21 protein-coding genes are annotated in these 26,647 nt (G+C 69.2%); 8 read left to right on the top strand and 13 right to left on the bottom strand.

Annotated features, from left to right (window positions below; all coding sequences use genetic code 11):
* Positions 1 to 150 precede the first annotated feature (150 nt).
* The 3 genes from NLI01S_RS15385 to NLI01S_RS15375 form a co-directional block, all read right to left on the bottom strand.
* Positions 151 to 738 (bottom strand): regulatory protein RecX, encoded by a 588-nt coding sequence (locus tag NLI01S_RS15385; protein WP_067604969.1) that lies wholly within the window; start codon positions 736 to 738, stop codon positions 151 to 153.
* Entirely contained in the window at positions 731 to 1,873 is a 1,143-nt protein-coding gene (gene recA / locus NLI01S_RS15380) for a recombinase RecA (RefSeq protein ID WP_067604967.1), read from the bottom strand. The genes NLI01S_RS15385 and recA overlap by 8 nt, the downstream gene beginning before the upstream one ends.
* 161 nt (positions 1,874 to 2,034) lie before the next feature.
* Complete coding sequence (locus NLI01S_RS15375; RefSeq protein WP_067604965.1) at positions 2,035 to 2,229, bottom strand: DUF3046 domain-containing protein; 195 nt, start codon at positions 2,227 to 2,229, stop codon at positions 2,035 to 2,037.
* A gap of 116 nt (positions 2,230 to 2,345) precedes the next feature.
* On the opposite strand from NLI01S_RS15375, the gene NLI01S_RS15370 reads away from it, so the two are divergent.
* Genes NLI01S_RS15370 through NLI01S_RS25755 form a run of 3 tightly spaced genes read left to right on the top strand, consistent with a single transcriptional unit; the run spans position 2,346 to position 8,926 of the window.
* On the top strand, positions 2,346 to 6,797 hold the full coding sequence (locus NLI01S_RS15370; protein ID WP_067604963.1) for a DEAD/DEAH box helicase: 4,452 nt from the start codon (positions 2,346 to 2,348) through the stop codon (positions 6,795 to 6,797).
* 5 nt (positions 6,798 to 6,802) lie between these two features.
* Positions 6,803 to 7,330: a GNAT family N-acetyltransferase gene (locus NLI01S_RS15365; RefSeq protein ID WP_223809256.1), complete on the top strand. Its 528-nt coding sequence runs from the start codon at positions 6,803 to 6,805 to the stop codon at positions 7,328 to 7,330.
* Between the two features lie 12 nt (positions 7,331 to 7,342).
* Entirely contained in the window at positions 7,343 to 8,926 is a 1,584-nt protein-coding gene (locus NLI01S_RS25755) for a serine/threonine-protein kinase (RefSeq protein ID WP_157091041.1), read from the top strand.
* 38 nt (positions 8,927 to 8,964) lie between these two features.
* Here the strand turns inward: NLI01S_RS25755 and NLI01S_RS15355 are convergent, their stop codons facing one another.
* Complete coding sequence (locus NLI01S_RS15355) at positions 8,965 to 10,179, bottom strand: ROK family transcriptional regulator (RefSeq protein ID WP_067604961.1); 1,215 nt, start codon at positions 10,177 to 10,179, stop codon at positions 8,965 to 8,967.
* 254 nt (positions 10,180 to 10,433) lie between these two features.
* On the opposite strand from NLI01S_RS15355, the gene NLI01S_RS15350 reads away from it, so the two are divergent.
* The 5 genes from NLI01S_RS15350 to NLI01S_RS15330 all read left to right on the top strand — a co-directional run bounded on the left by NLI01S_RS15350 (position 10,434) and on the right by NLI01S_RS15330 (position 15,837).
* Complete coding sequence (locus tag NLI01S_RS15350; protein ID WP_067604958.1) at positions 10,434 to 11,717, top strand: extracellular solute-binding protein; 1,284 nt, start codon at positions 10,434 to 10,436, stop codon at positions 11,715 to 11,717.
* A gap of 65 nt (positions 11,718 to 11,782) precedes the next feature.
* The gene (locus NLI01S_RS15345; RefSeq protein ID WP_067604955.1) at positions 11,783 to 12,763 is read left to right on the top strand and encodes a carbohydrate ABC transporter permease; all 981 of its coding nucleotides are present in this window, start codon (positions 11,783 to 11,785) and stop codon (positions 12,761 to 12,763) included.
* Positions 12,760 to 13,641, top strand: a complete 882-nt coding sequence (locus NLI01S_RS15340) for a carbohydrate ABC transporter permease (protein WP_067604953.1) — start codon at positions 12,760 to 12,762, stop codon at positions 13,639 to 13,641. Before NLI01S_RS15345 ends, NLI01S_RS15340 begins: the two co-directional genes overlap by 4 nt.
* 84 nt (positions 13,642 to 13,725) lie before the next feature.
* On the top strand, positions 13,726 to 15,195 hold the full coding sequence (locus NLI01S_RS15335; RefSeq protein ID WP_067604951.1) for a glycoside hydrolase family 3 protein: 1,470 nt from the start codon (positions 13,726 to 13,728) through the stop codon (positions 15,193 to 15,195).
* A 177-nt stretch (positions 15,196 to 15,372) separates the two neighbouring features.
* Positions 15,373 to 15,837: an RrF2 family transcriptional regulator gene (locus NLI01S_RS15330; protein WP_067604949.1), complete on the top strand. Its 465-nt coding sequence runs from the start codon at positions 15,373 to 15,375 to the stop codon at positions 15,835 to 15,837.
* Positions 15,838 to 15,914: 77 nt separating this feature from the next.
* Here NLI01S_RS15330 and NLI01S_RS15325 read toward each other — a convergent pair whose 3' ends face one another.
* The 9 genes from NLI01S_RS15325 to NLI01S_RS15285 form a co-directional block, all read right to left on the bottom strand.
* Positions 15,915 to 16,271, bottom strand: coding sequence for a helix-turn-helix domain-containing protein (locus tag NLI01S_RS15325; protein ID WP_067604946.1), 357 nt, complete (start codon positions 16,269 to 16,271; stop codon positions 15,915 to 15,917).
* Between the two features lie 157 nt (positions 16,272 to 16,428).
* On the bottom strand, positions 16,429 to 16,977 hold the full coding sequence (locus NLI01S_RS15320) for a CinA family protein (RefSeq protein WP_067604944.1): 549 nt from the start codon (positions 16,975 to 16,977) through the stop codon (positions 16,429 to 16,431).
* Positions 16,974 to 17,579 carry a CDP-diacylglycerol--glycerol-3-phosphate 3-phosphatidyltransferase gene (gene pgsA / locus NLI01S_RS15315; RefSeq protein WP_067604942.1) on the bottom strand — a complete coding sequence of 202 codons (606 nt, stop codon included), beginning with the start codon at positions 17,577 to 17,579 and terminating at the stop codon, positions 16,974 to 16,976. The genes NLI01S_RS15320 and pgsA overlap by 4 nt, the downstream gene beginning before the upstream one ends.
* Positions 17,576 to 19,009 carry a 30S ribosomal protein S12 methylthiotransferase RimO gene (gene rimO / locus NLI01S_RS15310; RefSeq protein WP_067604940.1) on the bottom strand — a complete coding sequence of 478 codons (1,434 nt, stop codon included), beginning with the start codon at positions 19,007 to 19,009 and terminating at the stop codon, positions 17,576 to 17,578. The genes pgsA and rimO overlap by 4 nt, the downstream gene beginning before the upstream one ends.
* A 197-nt stretch (positions 19,010 to 19,206) precedes the next feature.
* Complete coding sequence (locus NLI01S_RS15305) at positions 19,207 to 20,355, bottom strand: helix-turn-helix domain-containing protein (RefSeq protein ID WP_223809255.1); 1,149 nt, start codon at positions 20,353 to 20,355, stop codon at positions 19,207 to 19,209.
* Between the two features lie 144 nt (positions 20,356 to 20,499).
* Positions 20,500 to 22,992 (bottom strand): DNA translocase FtsK, encoded by a 2,493-nt coding sequence (locus NLI01S_RS15300; RefSeq protein WP_067604936.1) that lies wholly within the window; start codon positions 22,990 to 22,992, stop codon positions 20,500 to 20,502.
* A gap of 189 nt (positions 22,993 to 23,181) precedes the next feature.
* A complete protein-coding gene (locus NLI01S_RS15295; protein ID WP_067604934.1) occupies positions 23,182 to 24,867 on the bottom strand; it encodes a ribonuclease J in 1,686 nt (561 codons plus the stop codon).
* Positions 24,864 to 25,835, bottom strand: coding sequence for a 4-hydroxy-tetrahydrodipicolinate synthase (gene dapA / locus NLI01S_RS15290; protein WP_067604932.1), 972 nt, complete (start codon positions 25,833 to 25,835; stop codon positions 24,864 to 24,866). The genes NLI01S_RS15295 and dapA overlap by 4 nt, the downstream gene beginning before the upstream one ends.
* A 367-nt stretch (positions 25,836 to 26,202) precedes the next feature.
* Positions 26,203 to 26,583, bottom strand: coding sequence for a phage holin family protein (locus tag NLI01S_RS15285; RefSeq protein WP_084392621.1), 381 nt, complete (start codon positions 26,581 to 26,583; stop codon positions 26,203 to 26,205).
* Positions 26,584 to 26,647: the final 64 nt, after the last annotated feature.

Genomic DNA, 26,647 nt, shown 5'->3' with positions numbered 1-26,647 from the left:
CCGTGAGGTACCTCAACCGCTCTTCCCCCACACCGCCCAACGACCAGCAGGTTCTCTAGCCAAGGCGCCCCACCCACACACCCAAGGGATCAGTTCAGAGCCGGTCTGTGTCAGTCAGTGCGTCGATCCCCCGCCTGCCCTGTCCGTGCCCTACACGCCCTCCGTGTCCCCGCCCTCCGCTTCCAGCTCCTCCCGAACGATCCGGTACGACAGACCGGCCGGGTAGCCCTTGCGGGCCAAGGCGCCCAGGGCGCGGCGGGTACGGGTCTCGGGGTCGCGGCCTCGGCTACCGGCCAGACGTTTGCGGGCCAAGATGCGGGCGGCCTCGGTCTCGTCTTCCTCGCTGACCTCGGCGACCGCCTCACGAACGGTCTCCTCTTCGACTCCGCGGGTGCGCAGCTCTTGGGAGAGCGCGCGGCGGGACAGGTACCGGCTGTGGTGGCGGGAGGAGACCCACCCCTTGGCGAAGGCGGCGTCGTCGATCAGCCCCGCTTCCTCGATCTGGTCGAGGACCCGCGTGATGACCTCCTCCTCGTACTCCCGACGGTGCAGGGTCCGTTCGAGTTGGGCGCGGGTGCGCGGGGAATGCGTGAGCATGCGCAGGACCAGGTTCCTGACCTTGGCCTCGGTGTCTTCCCCGGACGGGCGCTCGGTCCCGTCCGGGGCGTGGTCGGCGTTCATCGGTTCGGATGACTCGTCCGCAGCGGCGCGGTCGGATGACCGGCGCCGCTCACGCATCCGTGTCGGTCACCTTCGCGGCCTTGGCCGGGGCCTTCTTCCCGGCGGGGGCCTTGGCCCCGGCATCCTTGCCGACCGCGTCCTTGACCGGGTCGGCCTTGGCCTCGGTGTCGGATCCGGAGGCGCTATCGTCACCGGCGGTCACGCCCACACCCAGCTTCTCCTTGATCTTCTTCTCGACCTCGTTGGCCATGTCGGCGTTCTCGTGCAGGAACTTGCGGGCGTTCTCCTTGCCCTGGCCCAGCTGCGTGCCGTCGTAGGTGTACCAGGCACCGGACTTGCGCACGATGCCGTGTTCCACCCCCAGGTCGATCAGGCTGCCCTCTCGGGAGACGCCGACTCCGTAGAGGATGTCGAACTCCGCCTGCTTGAAGGGTGGCGCGACCTTGTTCTTGACGACCTTGACCCGCGTACGGTTACCGACCGCGTCGGTGCCGTCCTTGAGGGTCTCGATGCGTCGGACGTCCAGTCGGACCGAGGCGTAGAACTTCAGCGCCCGACCACCCGAGGTGGTCTCGGGCGAGCCGAACATGACGCCGACCTTCTCACGGAGCTGGTTGATGAAGATCGCGGTGGTGCCGGTGGAGTTCAGCGCACCGGCGATCTTGCGCAGGGCCTGGGACATCAGGCGGGCCTGCAGACCGACGTGGCTGTCACCCATCTCGCCCTCGATCTCGGCGCGGGGCACCAGTGCCGCCACGGAGTCGATGACGATGATGGAGATCGCGCCGGAGCGGATCAGCATGTCGACGATCTCCAGCGCCTGCTCACCGGTGTCCGGCTGGGACAGGAGGAGGTCGTCGGTGTTGACGCCGATCTTCTTGGCGTACTCGGGGTCCAGGGCGTGCTCGGCGTCGACGAAGGCGGCGATGCCACCCTGTTTCTGCGCGCTGGCCACCGCGTGCAGGGCGACGGTGGTCTTACCGCTGGATTCGGGTCCGTAGATCTCCACGACCCGGCCCTTGGGAAGGCCACCGATGCCCAGGGCCACGTCCAGCGAGATGGCGCCGGTGGGGATCGCCTCGATCGGCGGACGCTCGTCGTCGCCCAGGCGCATGACGGAGCCCTTGCCGAACTGCCGCTCGATCTGCGCGAGCGCTGTTTCGAGAGCCTTGTCTCGGTCTCCAGAAGCCACGGGGTTCCCCTGTAGGGTCGATGCCTTTTTCTTCATGATGCGCCTGACGCTACGCCTTCGGTACGACAATCGCGACGTTCGCCGGCGATGCGGTCACTCTACCCGAACCTATGTTCGATTCTTGGTTCATCCACAGAGCGAACACGGATCGAACGTGTCGGTCAGCGGGCGGTGGCCGGAAGGTCGAACGCCTCGCACACCGCGCGCCAGACCTCCTTGGCCCCGACCCCATCGGCCAGCGCCTGCTCGATGGTGCGGGAGCCCAGTCCCTCGATCACGTAGTCCTTGGCGAGGCTTTCGGCGTAGACCTCGCCGAACTGCTCGCGCATGTTGTTCCAGAAGTTGGTGAGTCTCATCGGCCCCAGTATGGGTGATGGACGGGACCTCGATGGTGTTGTCCACAGGCCCTTTTTCGAGGTGCCGGGTGTGTCCTCCGCCTCCTTCTGTCGGAGCCGTTCGGCAGACTGGCCGGATGAGCGGCCCCTTGGAACCCTTCGGCACGGCGACGCGGACCTGGTTCGAACAGGCCTTCCCCGACGGGCCCACCCGGGCCCAGGCCGAGGCGTGGGCCTCGGTCTCGGGCGGTGACGACACACTCGTGGTGGCGCCCACGGGTTCGGGCAAGACCCTGTCCGCCTTCCTGTGGTCGTTGGACCGGTTGCTCCACTCCCCCGCGCCCGAGGACCGTTCCCGACGTTGCCGGGTCCTGTACGTGTCCCCGTTGAAGGCGCTCGCGGTGGACGTGGAGCGCAACCTGCGCCGCCCCCTGACCGGCATCACCGACGCCGCGGCCGCCGCCGGACAGGAGCTCTCCCCCGTCACCGTGGGGGTACGCACCGGGGACACCCCGGCCCAGGAGCGTCGCCGTCTGGCCACGCACCCGCCGGACGTGCTCATCACCACCCCCGAGTCCCTGTTCCTGGTGCTCACCTCCAAGGCCCGCGAGGGGCTGGCCGGGGTGGAGACGATCATCGTGGACGAGGTGCACGCTCTTGCGGGGACCAAACGCGGCGCCCACCTGGCCCTCAGTCTGGAACGGCTCGCCGAACTCCTGGAACGTCCGGCTCAGCGGATCGGGCTGTCGGCCACCGTGCGCCCGCGCGAGGTGGTCGCCGACTATCTGGGCGGCGCGCGGATCGTCGCCCCTCCGGACGCCCCGCACATGGATCTGCGGGTGCAGGTCCCGGTGCCGGACCTGGACGAGCCGGGTGGATCGGTGTGGCCGCACGTGGAACGCCGGGTCCTGGACCTGGTGGAGGCGCACCACTCCACCATCGTGTTCACCAACGGCCGTCGCACCGCTGAAAGGCTTTGCTCCCGGCTCAACGACCTGTACGCCGAACGCACCGGCGTCACGTTGCCCGAGGAGGAGGTGGCCGCTCAGGTCGCCGGCCAATCCGGACAGAGCCGGGGCGCGGACGCCGTGATCGCCCGCGCCCACCACGGGTCGATGTCCAAGTCGGAGCGGGCACTCATCGAGGACGACCTGAAGACGGGCCGGCTGCGCTGCGTGGTGGCCACCTCCAGCCTGGAGCTGGGTGTGGACATGGGTGCCGTGGATCTGGTCGTGCAGGTGGCCTCTCCTCCGTCGGTGGCCAGTGGTCTGCAACGCGTCGGGCGGGCCGGACACCAGGTGGGCGAGGTCTCGCGCGGGGTGTTCCTGCCCCGGTTCCGGGGCGACCTGCTGGCGACCACCGTCGTGACCGGGCGGATGCGCGAGGGCGGGATCGAGCGGTTGGAGATGCCGCGCGACCCCCTGGACGTGCTGTCCCAGCAGGTCGTGGCGATGGTGGCGATGGACGAGTGGTCGGTGCCGGAGCTGGCCACGGTGGTGCGGCGCGCGGCCCCCTTCTCCGACCTGGCCGACTCCGTGCTGGAGTCGGTGTTGGCCATGCTGTCGGGGCGCTATCCCTCGGACGAGTTCGCGGAGCTGCGGCCACGACTGGTCTGGGACCGGCAGGAGGACGTGTTGCGCGCCCGTCCCGGCGCCCAGCGACTGGCCGTGATCAGTGGTGGGACCATCCCCGACCGAGGCCTGTTCAAGGTGCATCTTGCCTCGGCCCCGGACGGTCGGGCGCCCACCCGGGTCGGTGAGCTGGACGAGGAGATGGTGTACGAGTCGCGGGTGGGCGACGTGTTCGTACTCGGCTCGACGTCGTGGCGGATCGAGGCGATCACCGCGGACCGGGTGATGGTGTCGCCCGCGCCGGGGCGGCCCGGGCGGATGCCCTTCTGGAAGGCGGACGCGCAGGGGCGTCCGGCGGAGCTGGGTCGGGCCGTGGGCGCGGCCACCAGGGAGTTGGCCGGTGCGAACGCCGAGGAGGGGCGTGTCTGGGCGATCACCGCCGGGTTGGACGAGTGGGCGGCGGACAACCTGGTGGAGTACGTGGCGGAGCAACGTGAGGCCACCGGACAGGTGCCGGACGATCGCACGGTGGTGATCGAACGTTTCCGTGACCAGGTGGGCGATTGGCGCGCGGTGGTGCATTCGCCGTTGGGCGCACGGGTGCACGCGCCGTGGGCGTTGGCGATCGGTGGACGGTTGCGCGACCGGTTCGGGACGGACGCCCAGGTGGTGCACGGCGACGACGGGATCGTGCTGCGACTGCCGGACGTGGAGAACGGCGGCGTGGGCCGTCCCGGCGAGTTGACGGATCTGGTGTCGGTGGACCCCGACGGTGTGGAGGCGCTGGTCACCGAAGAGCTGGCCGGATCGGCGTTGTTCTCGTCGCGGTTCCGTGAGTGCGCGGCGCGGGCGTTGCTGTTGCCGCGTCAACGTCCGGACCGTCGGATGCCGTTGTGGCAGCAGCGTCTGCGTGCGCAGCACCTGTTGTCGGTGGCGGGTCGGTACGGGTCGTTCCCGATCGTGTTGGAGACGGTGCGCGAGTGTCTGCGGGACGTGTTCGACGTTGCGGAGTTGACACGGGTGCTGTGGGACGTACGGGCGCGACGGATCCGGGTGGTGGAGGTGGAGACCACGCACCCGTCGCCGTTCGCGCGGTCGTTGCTGATGGAGTACACGGCCGCGTTCCTGTACGAGGGGGACGCACCGGCGGCGGAGTCGCGGGCTCAGGCGTTGACCCTGGACACGTCGTTGTTGGCGGACCTGTTGGGCGGCGCGGACCTGCGGGAGTTGTTGGATCCGGATGTGGTGCAGCGTACCGGCGCCCTGTTGCAGAGGTCGGCGGCTCCGGTGCGGGACATGGAGGGAACCGCGGACCTGCTGCGGGAGGTGGGCCCGTTGTCGACCGATGAGGCGGTGGAGCGCGGGGCGGACCCCGACTGGTTGTTCGCCCTGGAGGACACCGGGCGGGTGGTGCGCATGTCGGTGGCCGGGGTGGAGCGCTGGTGCGCGGTGGAGGACGTGTCGCGGCTTCGGGACGCGCTGGGTTCCGAGCCACCGCCCGGGGTCCCGTCGGTGTTCCTTGAACCGGTGGAGGATCCCCTCTCGGACCTGGTGTCCCGGTACGCGCGCACGCACGGACCGTTCACGTCCACGGAGGCGTCGGCCCGCTGGGGTGTGGGCGTCGACGCGGTCGAGGGCGCGCTGCGGGACCTGGCCCGACGGGGCAGGGTGGCTCGCGGGGGGTTCCGACCTGGTGGCGCGGGCACCGAGTGGTGTGACGCGGACGTGCTGCGCCGGTTGCGGCGGGGATCGATCGCCCGTCTGCGCCGTGAGGTGGAACCGGTGGAACCGGCGACGTTGGCGGTCTTCGCCCCGTTGTGGCAACGGGCGGTCCCGGGTGAGCGGTGGCGTGGTCCGGACGCGGTGTTCGAAGCGGTGGAGTCGCTGCGGGGCGTGCCGTTGGTGGCCTCGTCCCTGGAATCGTTGGTGCTGCCGGCCAGGGTGGAGGGCTTCCTCCCCACGTCGTTGGACGCGCTCACCCAGGCCGGCGAGGTGGTGTGGGCGGGCGCGGGTTCACTGCCGGGTGGGGACGGTTGGTTGGTGTTGGCCCCCGCCGAGGACGCCTCCTCGTCGTTGCCGGGTCCGTTCCCGCCGGAGGAGGGGTCGACGGCGGCGGCCGTCCTGGGGGTACTGCGTTCGGGCGGGGCCCTGTTCTTCCGCGACCTCGCCGACGGAGTGGCCCGGGCGGTGGGCGGTGCGGTGTTCTCCGACGCCGAGCTGGTGTCGGCGTTGTGGGAACTGGTGTGGTCCGGGTGTGTCACCAACGACTCCCTGGCACCGTTGCGGGCTCTGGCGGGTTCGGGCCCGACGCCGCGTCGGCCCTCGTCACGTTCGCGGCGACGTCCGGTGTTGCCGACCCGTGCGGGGCCGCCGACGGCTGCGGGCCGGTGGTGGGCGCTGCCCGAGCCGGACCCGGATCCGACCCGGCGAACCCTGTCCCGGGTGGAGGCACGGCTGGAACGCGGCGGGGTCCTGGTGCGCGGGCATCAGGGGCGTGGCCTGTCGACGGACGAATACCGGGTGCTGCGGTCCATGGAGGAGACCGGGCGGGTGCGTCGGGGCTACTTCGTGGAGGGCCTCGGTGGCGCGCAGTTCGCACTGCCGGGTGCGGTGGACCGGCTGCGGGCCCTGTCGGGAGGGACACCCGGTGGGGCCTGGGATCCGGTGGTGTTGGCGGCCACCGATCCGGCCAATCCGTACGGTGTCGAACTGGCGTGGCCTGCGGGCGTGGCGGGCGCGCATCGGCCGGGTCGCACGGCGGGGGCCCTGGTCGTCCTGGACGGGGGTCTGCCCACGTTGTACCTGTCTCCGGGCCGGTCCGCGCTGACCTTCGGGTCCGCCGCGACGTTGTTGGAGCGGGCGGCCCGGGCCGTGGCCGATCTGGTGCGTACGGGCCGGGTCGAGTCCTTGCTGGTGGAGCGTGCCGACGGGGTCGAGGTGTTCGGTACGTCGCTGGACCCGGCTTTGGTGGCGGCGGGTTTCCACGTCACCCCCAAGGGTCTGCGTCTGCGACGCTGAGCATCATGGTCGAACCGGTGATCCGCCGCATGCGGCGACATGACATGGACTCGGTGGTGGCGGTCTCCCTGGCCGCCGACACGTTGTTCGCGCGAGCGGGGTTGGAGCTGCCCCCGGACGATCCGAGGGAGATGGTGGAGCACGTCGAACAGGTGTGGGTGGCCGAGGTCGACGGCTCCGTGGTCGGTCTGGCCGCGACCATCACGCTGGACGACGCCACCCATCTGGAACAGCTCGCGGTGGATCCGGAACACGGCCGACGCGGGATCGGTGGTGCTCTGCTGGAACGGGTGTGCGCCGAGTCCGCCGCCCAGGGACGAAACCGGGTCACCCTCACCACCTTCCGTGACCTGCCCTGGAACGGCCCTTGGTACGAACGGCGGGGCTTCACCACACTCGCTCGGACCGAATGGGGCCCGGATCTGGTCCGTCAGTGGGAGATCGAAGAGGAGGCGGGCATCCTGGTCCGCCCCCGCGTGGCGATGTGGCGGGATCCGTCCCGAGCTCGGGACGCTCCGGCGCTCCCGATTTGAGATGATGTGCCCATGGTCCCCACTGATCCCCCGGAGCCCCGCGCCTCCGTCGGCCGTTACGAACTTCGAGGCGAGCTCGGCCGTGGCGGCATGGGCACCGTGTGGCGTGCCCACGACACCCGTTTGAACCGGGAGGTGGCGATCAAGGAGGTCCACCTCCCGCACGACATGCCGCCTCGTGAGCGCGAGCGCGCCCGGACTCGCATGGTCCGCGAGGCGCAGGCCGCGGCACGGGTGTCCCACCCGTCGGTGGTGACCGTGCACGACGTCCTGGAGGTGGACGGGATCCCCTTCATCGTCATGGAGCTGTTGGAGGGCGAGTCCCTGCGCGACCGTCTGCGCCGCGCCGGCCCCATGCCGGAGGCGGAGGTGGAGCGGATCGCGCGCCCGCTGTTGGACGCGTTGTGGGCGGCGCACCGGGCCGGGGTGGTCCATCGTGACGTCAAGCCCGCCAACATCATGCTGACCTCGGGTGGCACCCGGCCGGTGCTGACCGACTTCGGTATCGCCAACCTGCCCGATCACGGGGGGACGGCGCTGACGGGGACCGGCGCGATCCTGGGTACCGCGGCGTACGCGGCGCCCGAGCGCCTGGAACACGACGACAACGGCGCGGTGTCGGACCTGTGGAGCCTGGGCGCCACCCTGTTCGCGGCCCTGGCCGGGGAGTCGCCGTTCAAGCGCGACACCATCACCTCGACGCTCACCGCGGTGCTGACCCAGCCGGTCCCGCCGGTACCGGCCCGGGGGCGGTCGGCCTCGGTGATCAACGGGTTGTTGGAGCGGGATCCGCGCCGCCGACTGCTGCCGGAGCGGGCGTTGGCCCTGTTGGACGGTCCCGTCCCGGCTCCTGCTCCGATCCCGGAGCGGTCGGCCGGGGCCGGGCCCGGCCGCTCGCGTACGCCGCTGTTCGTCGGAGCGGCCGCGGTCCTGGCCCTACTGGTGCTGAGCGCGTTCACGGTGTGGTTCGCCTTCTCCTCCGAGGGTCGGGAGGTCGCCGCCGACCCGGGAACACCTTCCACCCGGCCCGGCACGGAACCGTCGTCGGCCCCCTCCACTCCGGCCCAGGAGGGTTCGACCGAGGGGGCTCCGGAGGGGTTCACCCGCTACGACGACGGAGTGGTCACGCTGGTCGCCCCCGAGGACTGGGAGATGGTCGAGAACGAGGATGACGAACCGGGAGGCGGCGTCATCCGGTTGGCCTCCTACGAGTTCGAGACCGGCGTGGAGACCGGCGGCATGGATCTGCTCGTGACCAGGTACGACGTCATGGTCTACGACGCCGAGGGCGCCATGAGCCGGATGGACGAGCTGCTCAACGAGGACGAGGACTTCAGCGACGCGGAACAGCTGATGCTGGAGCCGCGGTTGGAGGGCCCGGGCGTGCAGAGCGCGGTCTATGAGGCCACCTACATCCACGAGGAGCGCGAGGTCCCCGAACGGTGGATGTTCACTCGTGAGATCACCGACGAGAACACCGCGCTCTCCTACCGACTGAGCATCAACTTCCCGCAGGAACTGCGGGAGGAGCGGCGGGAGGACTTCGAGACGGTGCTCGATTCCTTTGCTCCGTCCCCGGGCGGTGAGGAGGACTGACTCCCCGCGCCCCGGGGTGTCCGGGGCGCGGTCGGGGGTCAGACGGTGGCCGAGAACACCTCGTCGCGAGCGCGTTCCAGGCCGTGCAGAAGGGCTCCGCGCACGACCGGGCTGCCCTCGACCGTTCCCAGGGCGACCTCGGTGGCGTTGGGCGCGATCCGGGCGGTCGCGGCCTCCACCCGTTCGGCCAGCTTGGGGCCTCCGGCGCGGGCGACGTCCCCGCCCAGGACCACCAGTCCGGGATCGATCATCACGCTGACGGCGGCGATTCCTCGGGAGAGCCGTTCGGCGAAGGCGTCGAGGAAGGCGTCGCCCTCGGGGGCTCCGGATCCGGCGGCGCGGGCGACCACCTCGGTGACGTCGTCTCCGGTGAAGCCGTGTTCGGCTGCCAGACGCAGCACCTGCTTGGCGTGGACCAGCGTCTGGAAGCCGTGCGGTAGTTCCCGGTCGCCGTCGGACTTCAAGGACTCGTAGCCACCGGAGAGACCCACGTCGATGGACAGGGGTGCTCCGGGCACCGGCAGGTAGCCGATCTCGCCCGCGCCACCGGAGCGACCCCGGTGGACGCGCCCGCCGATCATGGTGGCCATGCCGACACCGCCGGCCGCGCTGAGCCAGATGAGCGCGAACTCCTCGACCCCCTTGGCCGCCCCTTCCGCGTGTTCGGCCAGGGCCGCCAGGTTCACGTCGTTCTCCAACATGACCGAGCGTTCGAGGTCGGCGCGCAACGCTTCGAGCACTCCTTCGTGCCAGGACATGAGGTCGAAGGAGAAGCGGATGTCCCCGGTACGCGGGTCGACGACCCCGGGGGTGCCGATGACGCAGGCACGGACCTTTTCGAGGGGGACCTCGGCGGTCTCCACCAGCCGCATCACGGCGGTGTGGACCAGGGCGACCGGATCGTCGGAGGCGCTGGGATCGACGCTGACGTCACTGATGATCCGACCCGTGATGTCGGCGATGGTCGCGGTGACGCGGTGGGCACTGACGTCGAGGACGGCGACGTAGGCGCTCTCCGGGACGACCGCGTAGAGGGCGGCGTTGGGGCCTCGCCCCCCGGCCCTGCTTCCCACCACCCGGACCAGGTCACGCTCCTCCAGTCGAGCCAGGAGTTGGGACGCGGTCACCTTGGACAGGCCGGTCCTCGTGCCGAGTTGCGTCCTGGTCAACGGGCCGCCGGAGAGTAGGAGTTCGAGTGCCGCGCGATCGTTCAATTGGCGCAGCAGCCGGGGAGTCCCCGGACGTTGAGACATAACCGTGACACCTCACCCTGTTTTTATTAGGAAAGTTTCCTGTTAATTTAGCTCACAACCTCACAGGAGGTCACGTCCCGGCTGGTCCGAAGTGGTTTCGGACCCCGGTACCCGCGCCGGAGGGGCGACCAGGAAAGTGCTGCCCCAGCACCCCCCGATCAGACGTCGAGGCACACGGATCCGTTCATGATCCCAGGTTGCTTCGAGCACAGGCGCCGCGCCCCGGCGCGACGTGCGAAGGGAGATAGGTTCACATGAGGTTCCCCAAGATCGCACTGGCCTCGACCGTGGTCATGTTGGCCGCCGCTTGCGGTGGCGGATCCGATGACGGCGGCTCGTCCGGTGACGCCCCCGACACTCTCACCGTTTGGCGAATGGGCGACGCCAACGAGGAGCAGAACGCCTTCATGGACTCGGTCACCGACCAGTACCAGGAGCTCTACCCCGACACCGACGTGGACGTCCAGTGGATCCCGTGGGGCGAGTTCAGCCAGCGCTTCCAGACCGCCCTGGTCTCCGGCGGCCCCGACGTCGTCGAGATCGGCAACGACCAGGTCGCCACCTGGGCCGAGGCCGAGGCCCTCTACGACGTGTCCGAGTACGTCGAGGACTGGGACGACAGCGCCGACCTCCTCGAAGGGGCCTACGCCAACGGCACCTTCGGCGACGCACAGTACAGCATCCCCTGGTACAGCGGTGTTCGCGCCCTTTGGTACAACACCGACCAGCTGGAGGAATTGGGTCACGAGCCGCCCACCACCTGGGACGAACTGGTCGAGGTCGCCGAGGACATCGAGGACGAGTACGACGTCCCCGGTTTCGCCGCGCCCACCGACTTCCTGAACGGCATCGCCAGTTTCGTCTGGGCCAACGACGGTGAGTTCGCGGTCGAGGAGGACGGCGAGTGGGTCGGACAGCTCGATTCCGCCGAGACCGCCGAGGCCCTGGAGTTCTACGCCGGGCTGACCGTCGACGGCATCTCCCCCAGCGCCTGTGTGGGCCTCAACGAGGTCGACTGCGCCCACGCCGACTTCGTCAACCGCGAGGTCGGCATGTTCATCGACGGTCCCTGGGCCCAAGCCCAGTTGGAGGACCTCAACGACGAGCACGCCGGTCACTGGGCCACCGCGCCCATCCCGGGAGTGGACGGTATGGCGCCCGCCTTCGGTGGCGGCTCCGATCTGGCCGTGTGGGGCACCTCCGAGCACCCCGACGCCGCCTTCGACTACATCACCACGTTGAACAGCAAGGACAACGCGCTGCCCTACAACGAGGTGTCGTCGATGTTCCCCACCTACACCGACGTGTTGGAGAGCGACACCTTCCAGGACGACCCGATCCTGTCCGGCGCCGCCACCCAGGCCACCGGTGACCTGCGGCTGTTCCCCGACACCGCCAACTGGGGCCACGTCCAGTGGGAGCTGACCACGATCCAGACCGCCGTCCAGCGCCTGGCCGAGGGCGAGTCCCCCGACGACGTCCTGCCCGAGCTCGACGAAGAGCTCACCGAGGCCCTCAACCGTGAGGTCTCCGAGTAGGTCGCCCCAAGCACAGGGGCGGCCGCGCGCCAGGCGGCCGCCCCTCGACCAGCCAGGAACGGTCCATGACTCAAACGTTGGAACGCGCCACGGAACCCGAGGCGCCCCCGCACGGACGGCCACGGGCCGCCTCCCGTCGCACCCGCCTCAGACTCGTCCCCTACCTCCTGATCCTGCCCGCCCTGACCGTGCTCGCGGTGGTCCTGCTCTGGCCCATCTGCCAGATGCTGTGGATCTCGCTGCACGACTACGGACTACAGCAGCTGCGAGGACAAGAGGCGCAGTGGAACAATTTCGGCCACTACCTCTACGTGCTCACCGACGACCGCTTCTGGTCGGTCTTCCGGAACACGATCATCGTCTGCCTGACCATGGTGGCCCTGACGATGGTCCTCGGAACGCTCGTCGGTCTCCTCATGCACAAGCTGCCCAAGTGGGCGTCGACCACCCTGGGGCTCGGCCTGATGCTGGCGTGGGCCACACCCGTCATCAGCGCCGCCATCGTCTACCGCTGGCTGTTCGACACCAGGTACGGGCTGATCAACACCCTCCTGACCGCGCTGCCGGACTGGTTGGTGGGCTCGGGATGGAACGAGTTCAACTGGTTCAACTCACCGAGCACCCTCTTCCCCATCCTCATCGTCACCGTGGTGTGGCAGTCGTTCCCGTTCGTGGCGATCAGCGTCCTGGCCGGGCTCAAGAGCATCCCGAACGAGCTCTACGAGGCCGCCCGCATCGACGGCGCCGGCGCGTGGAAGAGCTTCTGGAGCGTCACCTTCCCGATGTTGCGCTCGCTCTTCGCGCTGCTGCTGGTGCTACAGGTGATCTGGGACTTCCGGATCTTCACCCAGCTGTTCATCCTCGGCAACGGCGTCAGCAACCGGGACATCTCGCTGATCCCGACCTACATCTTCCAGCTGGGCTTCGCCTCGACCCCGCCCAACTACGGCATGGGGTCGGCGATCGCCGTGATCATGACCGTCCTGGTGCTCGTGATCAGCGCGTACTACCTGCGCACCATGATCCGCCAGGAGGAGGCCCGATGAACAACGTCCACCGACTGCGCAGGTCCGTCGGAAGACTCGGCCTGTACCTGGCCGCCCTCGCGGTCTTCGTCTTCGCGGTCTTCCCCGTCTACTGGGTCCTGGCCACCGCGCTGCGGCCCACCGGCGAGATCTTCACCCGTCAGCCCACCCTGTTCCCACGCGAGATCACCCTGGAGCACTTCGAACGGGTCCTGTCGGGCGTCCTCATCCCCGGCACCTCGTTCTGGTCCTTCCTCGGCAACAGCCTGGTGGTGACCGTCGGATCGGTGGCCTTCGCGGCGATGCTGGCCCTGCTCGCCGCCATCGCCGTGGCCCGGTTCCGGTTCAAACTGCGCTCGGCCTTCATCATCATGCTGCTGGTGATCCAGATGGTCCCGGTCGAAGCACTGATCATCTCCCTGTTCATCAACTTCTTCCACCTGGGCAACGCCCTGGACCTCGAACTGGTCGGCAACCTGTCCGGCGTGTTCGTGATCTACGTGGCGGTCGCGCTGCCGATCACCATCCTGATGATCCGCAACTTCGTGTCCGCGGTGCCCCGGGAGTTGGAGGAGGCCGCGGCCATCGACGGCGCCGGCGGGTGGACGATCTTCTGGCGGATCCTCATGCCGCTGGTGGCACCCGGCCTGGCCGCGGCGAGCATCTTCGCGTTCATCACCGCGTGGAACGAGTTCCTCGTCGCCTTCACGTTCCTGCAGAACAACACCGGCGCCTACACCCTGCCGATCTCCCTGCAGTACTACTTCGGCGCCGTGTCCATCGAGTGGGGGTCGATCATGGCCGCCTCGACGCTGCTGACCGTCCCCGTGATGATCTTCTTCCTCTTCGTCCAACGCCGTATGGTCTCCGGCCTGACCATGGGAGCGGTCAAGGGCTGACCTGGCAAAACACACCGACACTCCCCTTCACCCGCCACACGTATGCCCGCGATCGGGCACCCATGTTCACGAACGGAGTCCGCCATGCCGCACGACCCGACCCTGGAGCGTCTGGCCAACGCCACCCTGCTGGTGCCCTTCGAGTCCTACCAGGCCCCCCGCTGGATCCTGGACGGTCTGGCGGACGGGATATCGGGCGTCTGCCTGTTCCACAACAACCTGCGCAGCCCCGAGCAGGTGACCGCGCTCAACGCGAGCCTGCGCGAGGTCACCGACCTTCCGCCGCTGATCTCCCTGGACGAGGAGGGCGGCGACGTCACCCGCATCGGCCAGGCGCACGGCAGCGACTACCCCGGCAACGCCGCGCTGGGCGCGGTCGACGACCCCGACCTGACCCGCGAGACCTTCCGGGCCCTGGGGCTGGAACTGGCCGCCCTGGGCTTCAACCTGGACCTGGCACCATCGGTGGACGTCAACGTCGCTGACGACAACCCGGTGATCGGAACGCGCTCCTTCGGTTCGGACGCCGAACTGGTGGCCCGACACGCGGCCGCCTCGGTGCGGGGTCTGCAAGAGGCCGGAGTGGCCGCCTGCGCCAAGCACTTCCCCGGCCACGGGGCGACCTCGCAGGACTCCCACCACACGCTGCCCTTGGTGGAGGCCGACGCCGACCTGCTGCGCCGCCGTGAGCTGATGCCCTTCCGTGCCGCCGTCGACGCGGGTGTGCGATCGATCCTGACCGCCCACATCGAACTACCCGCGCTGGGTACCGAGGGGCCCGCCACCCTCAACCACGCGCTGCTCAACGACCTGCTGCGCGAAGAGATGGGCTTCACCGGGGTCGTGGTGAGCGACGCCATGGACATGCGCGGGGTGAGCGAGCGCATCGGCATCCCCGAGGCGAGTGTGCTGGCCGTCGCGGCCGGTTGCGACCTGTTGTGCCTGGGCCGCTTCGTGTACGCCGACCAGGTCGCCGAGGTCCGGGCCGCCCTGGTGCGGGCGGTCCGCGAGGGTCGGCTCCACGGGGAACGGCTGGAGGAGGCCGCCGAACGCAACGCGGACCTGCGCGCGTGGGTGGGTCGTTCGGCCGTCGAACGCGCCCATCACGACGCCTCTTCGGCCATCGGGCTGACCGGCGCCCGTCGGGCCGTGCGGGTGGACGGTGAGCTGCCGTCGTTGGCGGACCCGTACGTGGTCGAGGTGGACGCTCCGGCCGGGATGGCGGTGGGCGACGTTCCCTGGGGCCTGGGCCCGTGGTTCCGCGACACCGTGCGGGTCTCCCCCGAGGTCGACGATCCCTCGACGGTCCTGTCCGCGGTGGGCGATCGCGACCTGGTCGTGGTCGTACGGGACGCGCACCGCTACCCGAGCGCTCAGGCGTTCGTCAGAGGTCTTTTGGCGACCCACCCGAAGGCCGTGGTGGTGGAGATGGGTCTGCCCATCTGGCGGCCCGACTGCGGCGCCTACGTGAGCACGTACGGCGCCGCCCATGTCAACGGGCTGAGCGCGGCCGAACTCCTCGGCGCGGCCGGGGCCCTGGAGGTGACCGGCTGACCGGTTCCGGCCGCATCGGTCACCCCGATGTCCTTCGCCGTACCCGTCTCCGAATCGTCACCCATGTCCCCCGTACCCGGTAGGAGAAGTATCCTTGAGCCGTAGCATCCCGGCCTTCGACGACACCCGTCGGGGCCGGTGCCCCATTCGCCCTTCTAACCACGGCATAATCACAGCATGCGCCTTTCAGCCCGGGTCGACTACGCGCTTCGCGCGGCCGCAGAGCTCGCTGTCGCCGGCGACGGTCCGGTGACGGCCGAGCAGCTCGCACGCGCGCAGGCCATCCCCGGAAAATTCCTAGAGAACATCCTCACCCAGCTACGCCGAGCAGGTCTGGTCCGTAGTCAACGGGGTCCCGTTGGCGGCTACTGGCTCGCCCGGCCCGCGGAGGAGATATCCCTCGCCGACATCATCCGGGCGGTCGACGGACCGCTCGCCAACGTACGTGGGGAACGCCCCGAACACGTCGACTACGACGGGGCGGCCCGCAGCCTGCAACAGGTGTGGATCGCCCTGCGCGCCAGTGAACGCGCCATCCTGGAGGGGGTCAACCTCCAGCACTTGGTCGCCAACGAACTCCCCGACCAGGTGCGGGTCCTGGCCGAGGACCCCGATTCCTGGGTCAACCACAGCCACCGCTGAGCCCTGAAGACACGAGAAACCGGTCCTCCCCTCAAGGGAAGGACCGGTTTCCTTTGTCCATGCGTGGGAGGGCCGGGTCAGACACCGGCCATGTCGGCCACCTGGGGCACCCGGTCGGGTACGGGCGCGATGCCGAGGTCCCGGGCGGGGACGGGATCGCCGGAGACCGCGTCCTCCAACAGGGCGGCTTCCTGGAGTTCGGCCAGCGCCAACTGGTCGGAGACCTCCCTGAGCACCTGCGACAACGGAACCCCGAGGGCCCCGCAGATCGATGACAGCAACTCGGAAGAGGCTTCCTTCTGCCCGCGCTCGACCTCGGACAGATAACCGAGGGAAACACGTGCGTCGGCCGACACCTCACGGAGGGTGCGGCCCTGGCGCTGCCTCAGCCGCCTGAGCACGTCACCAAGTAGGTGACGAAGCAGGACCATCATTCGCGCTCCCTCCCACCGGTAGCGACCTTCATATACAACACCGTACCCGCCTCACGCCCGATTCGGGCACCTCTCATCGTCCTGTTCGCTGGAGGGTGAACCCCGTACAGGGGTGTTTTTGTTCCCACGCCATGGGAGAGAGCACCGGGCGAAAGGGTCAATACCGGGTGCTGCTGCCCGCCTCGTTCCCGCGAACGGCGGTCATCAGGAGCCTCAGCGCGCCCTCGACCGTGTGGTAGCGGATACCCGCACGATCCCCGGTGAAACGGAACCGTTCGACCCATGTGCGCGAGTCGGGTCCCGCCACCGCGGCGAAGACGGTGCCGACGGGCTGCCCGTCCTGGGGGCCCGGACCGGCGACCCCGGTGACGGCGACCGCGAAGTCCGATCCGAGCGCGCGGCGGGCGCCCCGGGCCATGTGGGAGGCCACGTCGGGGTGGACGGCGCCGTGCTCGACCAGCAGGTCGGCGGGCACTCCCACCAAGGAGGTCTTGGTGTCGGTGGCGTATGTCACCAGACCGCCCCGGTAGGTGGCGGAGGTGCCGGGGACCGCGGTCAGGTGAGCGCCGATCAGACCACCCGTGAGGGACTCGGCGGTGGCGCAGGTGGCCCCGGCCTCGAACAGGGCGCGGTGGACGTCGGTGGCGGCCTCCAGGGCCGCCGTACCGATGGATCCGCCCACGGGCCGGGGCGCCTCTTGGCTCACGTCCCGTCGTCGCCCTTGGCCCGCACAAGACGAACCGCGTCCAGGACGTAGGTCAGTCCGGTCCACAGAGTGATCGCCAGGGCGGACGCCATGACGATGTGGGCGATCCAGGTGAACACGTCGGTGAACGGCAGCAGGTGCAACGGGAACAGGTAGATGCTGATCGCGACGATCTGCAGGACGGTCTTGAGCTTGCCGCCGCTGCTCGCGGGCATCACCCCGTAGCGCAGCACGGCCAGACGCAGGAAGGTGACGCCCCACTCGCGCACCAGGATGGCGATGGTCACCCACCACCACAGGTCGCCCTGGACGGACAGCACGATGAGCGCCGCCCCGGTGAGCGCCTTGTCGGCGATCGGGTCGGCGATCTTGCCGAAGTCGGTGACCAGGTTGCGACGACGGGCCAGTTCACCGTCGACGCGGTCGGTGATGGCGGCCACGACGAATACGCCGAACGCCGCCAGGCGCCACCACGTGCCGTCCAAGAACATGAACCAGACGAAGACCGGCACCATGACCAGGCGGCTCATCGTGAGGATGTTCGCGATGTTCCACAGGGGAACCTGGGGGGCGGGCGACGCCGCGGGGTCGTGGGTGCTCATCTCTCTCCGGCTTCCCCATCCTGTTCGGCGACGAGGTCGGCCCCGGCCGCCTGGATGACGGTGGCGCGCACCAGGTCACCGACGGCGAGACCCTCGCCGTACAGAATGGTACTGCCGTCCACCTCGGGCGCCTGGTGGTCGGACCGACCCTCGTAGACACCGTCTTCGAGGACGGCCTCCACCAGGACGGTCACCTCGCTACCGATGCGCTCCTCGGCCCGCTGGGACATGAGTTCCTCGGCCAGCCGGTTGAGTCGGTCCACACGCTCGGCGACGACGTCCTCCGCCACCTTGTTCGCGTGGTTCAGGGCCTCGGTACCGTCCTCGTCGGAGTAGCCGAAGACACCGATGGCGTCCAGGCGGGCCTCGCCGAGGAAGGCCACGAGCTCCTCGAACTCCTCCTCCGTCTCGCCGGGAAAACCGACGATGAAGTTGGAGCGCGCGCCGGCCTCCGGTGCGCCCTTGCGGGCCGTGGCGAGTAGTTCCAGGAAGCGCTCACGGTCACCGAAGCGTCGCATGCGGCGCAGCAGGGGGCCGCTGGCGTGCTGGAAGGACAGGTCGAAGTAGGGCACCACGCCGGGGGTGGTGGTGAGCACTTCCACCAGACCGGGGCGAACCTCGGCGGGCTGCAGGTAGCTGACCCGCACCCGTTCCAGACCCTCGACGGCGGCCAGGCGCGGCAGCAGCTTCTCCAGGGCGCGCACGTCGCCCAGGTCCTTGCCGTAGGACGTGGAGTTCTCACTGACCAGGAAGACCTCGCGCACGCCCTCGCTCGCCAGCCACTCGGCCTCGCGGACGATCTCGTCGGCCTGCCGGGAGATGTAGGCGCCGCGGAAGGCCGGAATGGCGCAGAAGGTGCAGCGCCTGTCACAGCCCGAGGCGATCTTGAGGTTGGCCACGGGTCCGCCGGTGAGACGACGGCGCGGAACGGCGCTGCGGTAGGGCAGTTCGGTGCCCTCCGCGCCCTCCGCGTCGGCGAAGGTGGCGTGACCGGGCACGTGGACCTGGGAGGCGTCGCGGTCGGCCGGGCTGATCGGCAGCAGGGTGCGACGGTCTCGCGGATCGTGCGGGACCAGTGAACGTCCGGCCACGACGTCGTCGAGTCGGTCGGTGATGTTCGCGTAGTCGTCGAAGCCGATCACCTGGGCTTCGGGCAGAGAGTCGGCCAGTTCGGAGCCGTACCGTTCGGCCATGCATCCGGCCGCGACGACCTTGCCACCGTTCTCGGCCGCCTCCAGCAGGGTCTCGATGGAGTCCTGCTTGGCGGCGTCGATGAAACCGCAGGTGTTGACGACGGTCACGTCGGCCTTGGTGTCGTCGTCGACGAGGTCCCAGCCGCCGGCCGCCAGGCGTCCGGCGAGCTCTTCGGAGTCGACCTCGTTACGCGCACACCCCAGGGTGACGAGTGAGACAGTACGGCGCGATGACATGGCTTCCAAGCGTGTGGGAGAGCTGTGGGTGGTGCGGGAACGCGGCACGGCGAAGGCCGGAAGTACGGTCGGATCGCTCGCGCGGCGCGACGTCGCTCGGAGTCGCCCGCAGCCTCCCACCCTACAGTGGTCGGCTCACCCGCCCGTACCCCGGCCTTCGCCTGTTCCCGCTCCGGTGAGGTGGACCCTCTCCTACGTCAGTCGACGAATCCGTCGGCCCCGACCGTGAAGTCCCCGACTCCCCCGGAGTCCGCCCTCTCCCCCAGGTCCTCACCGTCGACGGAGACGCCGACCAGCGAGGGTTTCCCGAGACGGAGGCTCAAGGGGTCCTCGGTGACGTAGTCGAGGCTCTCACCCTCGACGATGAAACCGGTGAAAACGTCCCCGCCCGCGTGGTCGGTGACCTCGACCCAGCTCCGTCCCACGCCCGTGAGTCGAACGGTGAACTCGGTGGGCCGGGCGACCTTCTCGGGCCCCCGTGCCAGTGCCTTCCCCACCGTCTCCGCCTCGGGCACGACCACGGAACCCGCGTTCTTCTCGGCGCCCGATTCGTCGTCGGTCACGTTCTCGAAGGCGGTCCGGGCCGGATCACCCTCCTCCCAGCCGTTCCAGGTCCGCACACCGACGATGAGGGCGACGACGAGGATGAGGCCGACCACCGCCCAGGGCCAGTGTCGACGCACGCCCCCGATCGGGAGTGTCCGGGCGGCGTTGCCCCGGGCCCGCGGTTCCTCGGCCGTCGCCCCGGTGGCGGCGTCCTCGGTGACGGCCACTTCGGTGTGGCCCTCCTTCGTGCGGCCCTCCTCCGTGCGGCCCTCCTCGGAACCACGAGGCGGCGGCACCGTGGCGGCACGCCTACGGGACCGGCCCTCCGGGCGAGGCGGGCGCGCCAGTTTCTTGTTGCGTTCGAAGTGGCCCCAGCTCTCGGCCCGTTGCGTGGGGTCGAGGTCCTCGTCGCCGACGCGACGGGGGACGTCCTGGGACTCCTCTCCCCCTTCTCGCCCGTTCTCCGCGTGGCCCTGATCTCCTCGGGCCGCGGCGGCCCGCGCCGCCCTCTTCTTCGTCTTCGTGGCCGGCTGCCACTGTGGGGGAACGAAGAGGGGCTTCTCGTCCGAGGCGTGTTCGCGGTCGTACTCCTCCAACAGGGGTCCCGCGTCGAGTTCGAAGAACTTACAGATCCTGCGGATGTGACCGCGTGCGTAGAAGTCCCCTCCACAGGGGACGAAGTCCTCGTTCTCGATGGCCCTGAGGACCTGCATGCGGATGCGTGTACGTGTGCTCAGGTGCTCCAAGGAGCAACCCGCCGCGATCCGTGCGGCGGACAGGGTCTGGCCGATCGTCGCCATGCGCACTCCCCCCGCGACTGTCCGTGCCTACGTCGACCCACTCTGCTACTTCAGGGCACTCATCGCAGGTCACCACGCCCCATGCCGTCTCCAAGATCGCACCAAATCGGGCGACCCGGACGGCGTGAGCGTGTCGGGGGAGGGTCAGCCGCCGCGGATGTCGGCCAGCACGGCGGCCAGATCGTCGGCCTGTACGAGGACGTCACGAGCCTTGGAGCCCTCACTGGGACCGACCACGTCGCGGCTCTCCATGAGGTCCATGAGCCGGCCCGCCTTGGCGAAGCCGACCCGGAGCTTGCGTTGCAGCATCGACGTGGAACCGAACTGGGTGGTGACCACCAGCTCGACGGCCTGCAACAACACGTCCATGTCGTCGCCGATGTCCTCGTCGATCTCCTTCTTCTTGACGGCCTCGGTGGCGACGTCCTCGCGGTAGCTCGGCTCGGCCTGCTTCTTGCAGTGGTCGACGATCCCGCGGATCTCCTTCTCGGCGACCCACGCGTTCTGTAGTCGGATGGGTTTGCCCGCGCCCATCGGAAGGAACAGGGCGTCGCCCTTGCCGACGAGCTTCTCCGCGCCGGGCTGGTCGAGGATGACCCGGCTGTCGGCGAGGCTGGAGGTGGCGAACGCCAGCCGGGAGGGGACGTTGGCCTTGATCAGACCGGTGACGACGTCGACGCTGGGCCGCTGGGTGGCCAGGACCAGGTGGATGCCGGCGGCTCGGGCCAATTGGGTGATACGCACGACCGAGTCCTCGACGTCGCGCGGGGCGACCATCATCAGGTCGGCGAGCTCGTCGACGATGACCAGCAGGTAGGGGTAGACCTCGTACCGGCGTTCGCTACCGAGCGGGGCCGTGAGCTCGCCGGTGCGCACGGCGGCGTTGAAGTCGTCGATGTGCCGGTACCCGGACGCGGCCAGGTCGTCGTAGCGGCGGTCCATCTCCCCCACCACCCATTGGAGGGCCTCGGCGGCCTTCTTCGGGCTGGTGATGATGGGGGTGATCAGGTGTGGGATGCCCTCGTACATGGTGAGCTCGACCCGTTTGGGGTCGACCAGGATCATGCGCACCTCGTCGGGGGTGGCGCGCATCATCAGCGAGGTGATGAGCCCGTTGATGCAGGTGGACTTACCGGCGCCGGTGGCGCCCGCGACCAGCACGTGCGGCATCTTGGCCAGGTTGGCCACGACGTTGGAGCCCTCCACGTCCTTGCCCAGCCCGACCAGCATCGGGTGGTCGTCGGAGGTGGCCGCCGTGGAGCGGAGCACGTCGCCCAGACTCACTATGTCCTTGTCGGTGTTGGGGATCTCCACACCGATCGCGGACTTTCCGGGGATGGGCGACTGGATGCGCACGTCGGCGCTCTTGACCGCGAGGGAGATGTTCTTGGACAGGGCGGTGACCTTCTCGACCTTCACCGCCGGGCCGAGCTCGATCTCGTAACGGGTGACCGTCGGCCCACGGGTGAACCCGGTGACCTCGGCGTCGATCTTGAACTGCTCCATGACCCCGGACAGGGCGGCCACGACGTCGTCGTTGGCCTTGGTCCGCTCCTTGGGCGCGGATCCGGGCTTGAGCAGGGTGGTGAGCGGCAGTTCGTAGTCGCCCTCGACCACACGGGAGGGGATGGAGAGCTGTTCGGTGGTGGCGGGCGCCGGAGTGGGATCGGGGGCCGTGGTCTTGGCCTTGGCCTTGGCCTTCTTCTTGGGGAGCGCCTTCTCCGCCTGAGCGGCCGCCTCCTCCTCGTCGGTGAGGGCCGGGGCGATCGTCCCGGCGGCCTCGGAGACCACGGGTGTGTCGTAGGGACGCTCGTGGTCTCCGGCGACCGTCTCGCCATCGGCGGGCGCGGTCTTGCGCTTGCGCGGCCTGGCGGGCTTCTTCCCCGCCTCGGCCCCCAGGATCCCGATGCCCGAGTCCGGACCGGGGTCGCGTTCCATCAGGGCGCTGAACAGCGTCTGGAGCCGGTCGGGGATACGCCGTATGGGGGTCGCGGTGACCACGAGGACACCGAAGATCAGGATCAGGACCAACAGCAGGCCGGTGAGCCAGGGGGTGACCACCGCGCTGATCGGGCCCGAGGCCACGAACCCGATGATGCCGCCGGCGTTCTGGACGCCCTCCATGCCGTCGGCGGGCTGTGGGATGCCATGGGCGATGTGGATGAGCCCGAGCAGGCCGAGCATGATCGAGGTGACCCCGATGAAGAGCCGGCCCGCGTCACCCTCCCTGGCGGTGCTGGGCGTGCGCATCAGCTTGATGGCCAGGGGCAGGAACAGCAGGGGCAGGATCGGTGAGAAGGCGCCGACGCCGCCGACGACCACCATGCGGGTGGCCTCCAGCAGGGGGCCGTCGCTCCGCCACCACACGGCGGCGGCCACCAGGATGCCCAGGGCCAGCAGGATCAGTCCGACGCCGTCCCGGCGCAGGTCGGGGTCCAGATCACGGGCGCTACGGCCGACCGCGCGGGCCGCCCCGCCCACGGTGTGGGCGATGAGTTTCCACAGGACCAGCAGGAACTGACCGAAGAGGGTCACCACGTAGGCGATGGGCCCATCCGGCATGCGTTTCCTGGCCGCGGGCTTGCGCGCGGCGGGCTTCTTGCGCCCGGCACCACCAGAGGAGGCACGCGTGGCCATCGGGGGTCACCTCCACGGGGACGGGGTCGAACTCGGGGTCCCGGACACAGCGTCCCGGCACGGCGGGAAGCCTACTAAGCCGTCCAACCCGAGGCACGAACACTCCCCCGGCGTGTCGCCCCCACAACGGCCGAACGGCCCGGGACGCTGGTCGCGCTCCGGGCCGTTCGGTGGATCGTCTCCTGCCGGTCAGACCTCGACCAGGACCGGGATGATCATGGGACGACGACGGTACGTCTCGTTCACCCAGCGACCGGTGCTGCGACGGATGAGCTGCCGCAGCTGGTGCGGGTCGTTGACCCCGTCGGCGGCCGCCTTGTCCAGGGCGTCCTGGATCTTGTCGATGACGTCGTCATAGGCCGCCGCGCCCATGCCCGCGCCCCTGGTGTGGATCTCGGGCTCCCCGAGGATCTTGCCCGAGCTCGAGTCCACCGCGACGACGACGGAGATGAAGCCCTCCTCGCCGAGGATGCGACGGTCCTTGAGCGCGGCGTCGGTGACGTCGCCGACCGAGGAGCCGTCCACGTACACGTAGCCGGCCTGCACCGCGCCCACGATCTTGGCGCGGTTCTTGTACACGTCGACCACCACGCCGTCCTCGGCGATGACGATTCGGTCGTTCGGCACACCCGTGAGCTTGGCCAGGTCGGCGTGGGCGCGCATGTGCCGCCACTCGCCGTGCACCGGCATGAAGTTGCGCGGGCGCACCATGTTGAGCACGTACAGCAGCTCGCCGGCGGAGGCGTGTCCGGACACGTGCACGAGGGCGTTGCCCTTGTGCACGACCTTGGCGCCCCAGCGGGTCAGGCCGTTGATGACCCGGTTGACCGAGTTCTCGTTGCCCGGGATGAGCGACGAGGCGAGCAGGATGGTGTCGCCTTCCTCGATGCGGATCTGGTGGTCCCGGCTGGCCATGCGGCTCAGCGCCGCCATGGGCTCGCCCTGGGAGCCGGTGCAGACCAGCACGACCTCGTCGGCGGGCATCTTGTCGAGCTGCTTGACGTCGACGATGGTGTCGCCGGGGATGCTCAGGTAACCCAGGTCGCGCGCGATGTTCATGTTGCGGACCATGGAGCGGCCCACGAACGCGATCTTGCGGCCGTGCTGGGTCGCCGAGTCGATGATCTGCTGGACACGGTGCACGTGCGAGGCGAAGCAGGCCACGACGATGCGCTTCTTGGCCTGCCGGAACACCTTGTCGATGGCCTCGGTCAGGTCGCGCTCGTTGACGACGAACCCGGGCTGCTCGGCGTTGGTGGAGTCCGACAGCAGGATGTCGACGCCCTCGTCACCGAACCGGGCGAATCCGGCCAGGTCGGTGAGGCGGTTGTCCAGCGGCAGCTGGTCCATCTTGAAGTCACCGGTGTGCAGCACCGACCCGCCGGGGGTGCGGATGCCGATGGCCAGCGCGTCCGGGATGGAGTGGTTGACCGCGAAGAACTCCAGGTCGAAGGGGCCGAAGTCGTGCCGCTCCCCTTCCTCGACCAGGACCGTCTCCGGCTTGATGCGGTGCTCGCCCAGCTTGGCGCTGATCAGCGCCAGGGTGAGCTTGGAGCCGACGATGGGGATGTCCGCGCGCTCGCGCAGCAGGAACGGCACACCACCGATGTGGTCCTCGTGCCCGTGGGTGAGCACGATGGCTTCGATGTCGTCCAGGCGATCCCGGATGTAGTCGAAGTCCGGCAGGATCAGGTCGACGCCGGGCTGCTCCTCCTCGGGGAAGAGCACGCCGCAGTCGACGATGAGGAGCCGGCCCGCGTACTCGAAGACGGTCATGTTGCGACCGATCTCGCCGAGACCGCCCAACGGGACGATTCTCAGAACGCCTTCGCCCTGGGGCGGGGGCGGGCCGAGCTCGGGGTGCGGGTGACTCATACGGAACCCTCCGTGAGACGTTCGACGCGGACGGCGCTGGCCGGAACCGCCTGGTGCGGGGCGAGCCCGATCGGGCCCTTGACCCCGGCGGCCGCCAGGTCCTCGCGAAGGAGGGCCTGGAGTTCGGCGGAGGCGTCGGCGAGCGGGGTGCGCACCGGACCGGAGGGAAGACCGAAGAGGTTGAGGACGGCCTTGGTGGTGATGACGCCCTGGGTGCGGAACATGCCGGTGTAGACCGGAGTGAGGCGGCGGTGGATGGCCAGGGCCTGACCGACCTCGCCCTTCTCGAACGCGTCGATCATGTCCTTGAGGTCGGCGCCCACGATGTGGCCGACGACGCTGACGAAACCGGCGGCTCCCACCGACAGCAGCGGCAGGTTCAGGATGTCGGTTCCGCAGTAGTAGGCCAGGTCGGTGCGCTCCATGACCCAGGAGCTGGCGCCGACGTTGTCCTTGGCGTCCTTGTTGGCGACGATGCGCGGGTGCTCGGCCAGCCGGACCAGGGTCTCGGAGGCGATCGGCGTCCCGGTGCGGTGCGGGATGTCGTAGAGCATCACCGGCAGTTCGGTGGTGTCGGCGATCTCGGTGAAGTGCCGGATCAGCCCTTCCTGCGGAGGCTTGTTGTAGTAGGGCGTGACGGCCAGGAGGCCGTGCGCGCCCGCCTTCTCGGCGGCCTTGGCCAGTCTGACGCTGTGGCGGGTGTCGTTGGTGCCCACCCCCGCGACGATCTGGGCGCGGTCTCCGACCGCCTCGACGACGGTGCGGAGCAGGCGGTCCTTCTCCTCGTCGCTGGTCGTGGGCGACTCACCGGTGGTGCCGCTGATGATCAGGCCGTCGTTGTGCTGCTCGTCCACCAGGTAGGTGGCGAGTCTGGCGGCGCCGTCGTAGTCGAGCTCGCCGTCTTCCAGCATCGGGGTGACCATGGCGGTCAGCATCTTGCCGAACGGCCGGTACTTGTTGTCCATCATCGTGTGTGAAAGGCCCTCGGGTCCGTGGCCGTGAGGCGGTCGGACCCTTGTGTGCCCCTCCTCCTCTCCATGTGTTGCGCGATCAGCTGATGCGTCCCGTGTCGGGTGCTTTCCTCCGTGCACGGGTGAGGCGGCGCTGTGCGTCCGCCACCGCGATCGGCCGTAGGGGGCCGGACGCGGGAAAGTCTGTGTCGCTCCTATGAGTGTCGGGAGCGTGATTCGGTTCGGTCCCCGTCCTCGTCGGTCGAGGTGAGGGACCGTCGCCGGTGTGTGAAGCCCGGAAGTGTGAACCTACCCGGCCCGGGCCCTCGCCACTCGGGCGGGACCCGGAGACCACCGTATTGGAAGAGTGGTGACCGTACCGGGGTCAGTCGTCCTTGCCGTCGGGGAGGAACATGCTGAGCAGCCAGCTCACGATGGTGACGACGATGGCGCCCCAGAAGGCGGGCCAGAAGCCGTCGATGTGGAAGGGGAGCTCGAAGAGTCCGGCGATCCACCCGGTGAGCATGAACAGTAGCGCGTTCACGACCAACCCGATCAGACCCAGGGTCAGGGCGTAGAACAGGCAGCCGACCGTTTTGACGATCGGTTTGATGACGGCGTTGAGCACACCGAAGATCGCACCGACGATCAGGTAGACGACGATCTGACCGACGGTGTCGTCGGTCTGGATCTCGATGCCGTCGATCAGGAATACAGCCGCCCAAAGGGCGAGCGCGTTCACGATAACTCTGATAATGAGGCTCACACCATAGATGTTCCCATGCTCGGGCAAGCTCCGGAAACTCCGGCATCCACTTGTTTCGGGTATG

Source organism: Nocardiopsis listeri NBRC 13360 (assembly GCF_001570765.1).
GTDB lineage: Bacteria > Actinomycetota > Actinomycetes > Streptosporangiales > Streptosporangiaceae > Nocardiopsis > Nocardiopsis listeri.
The sequence above is the reverse complement of the archived record's forward strand: the minus strand, read 5'-3'. Positions and strand labels throughout refer to the sequence as shown.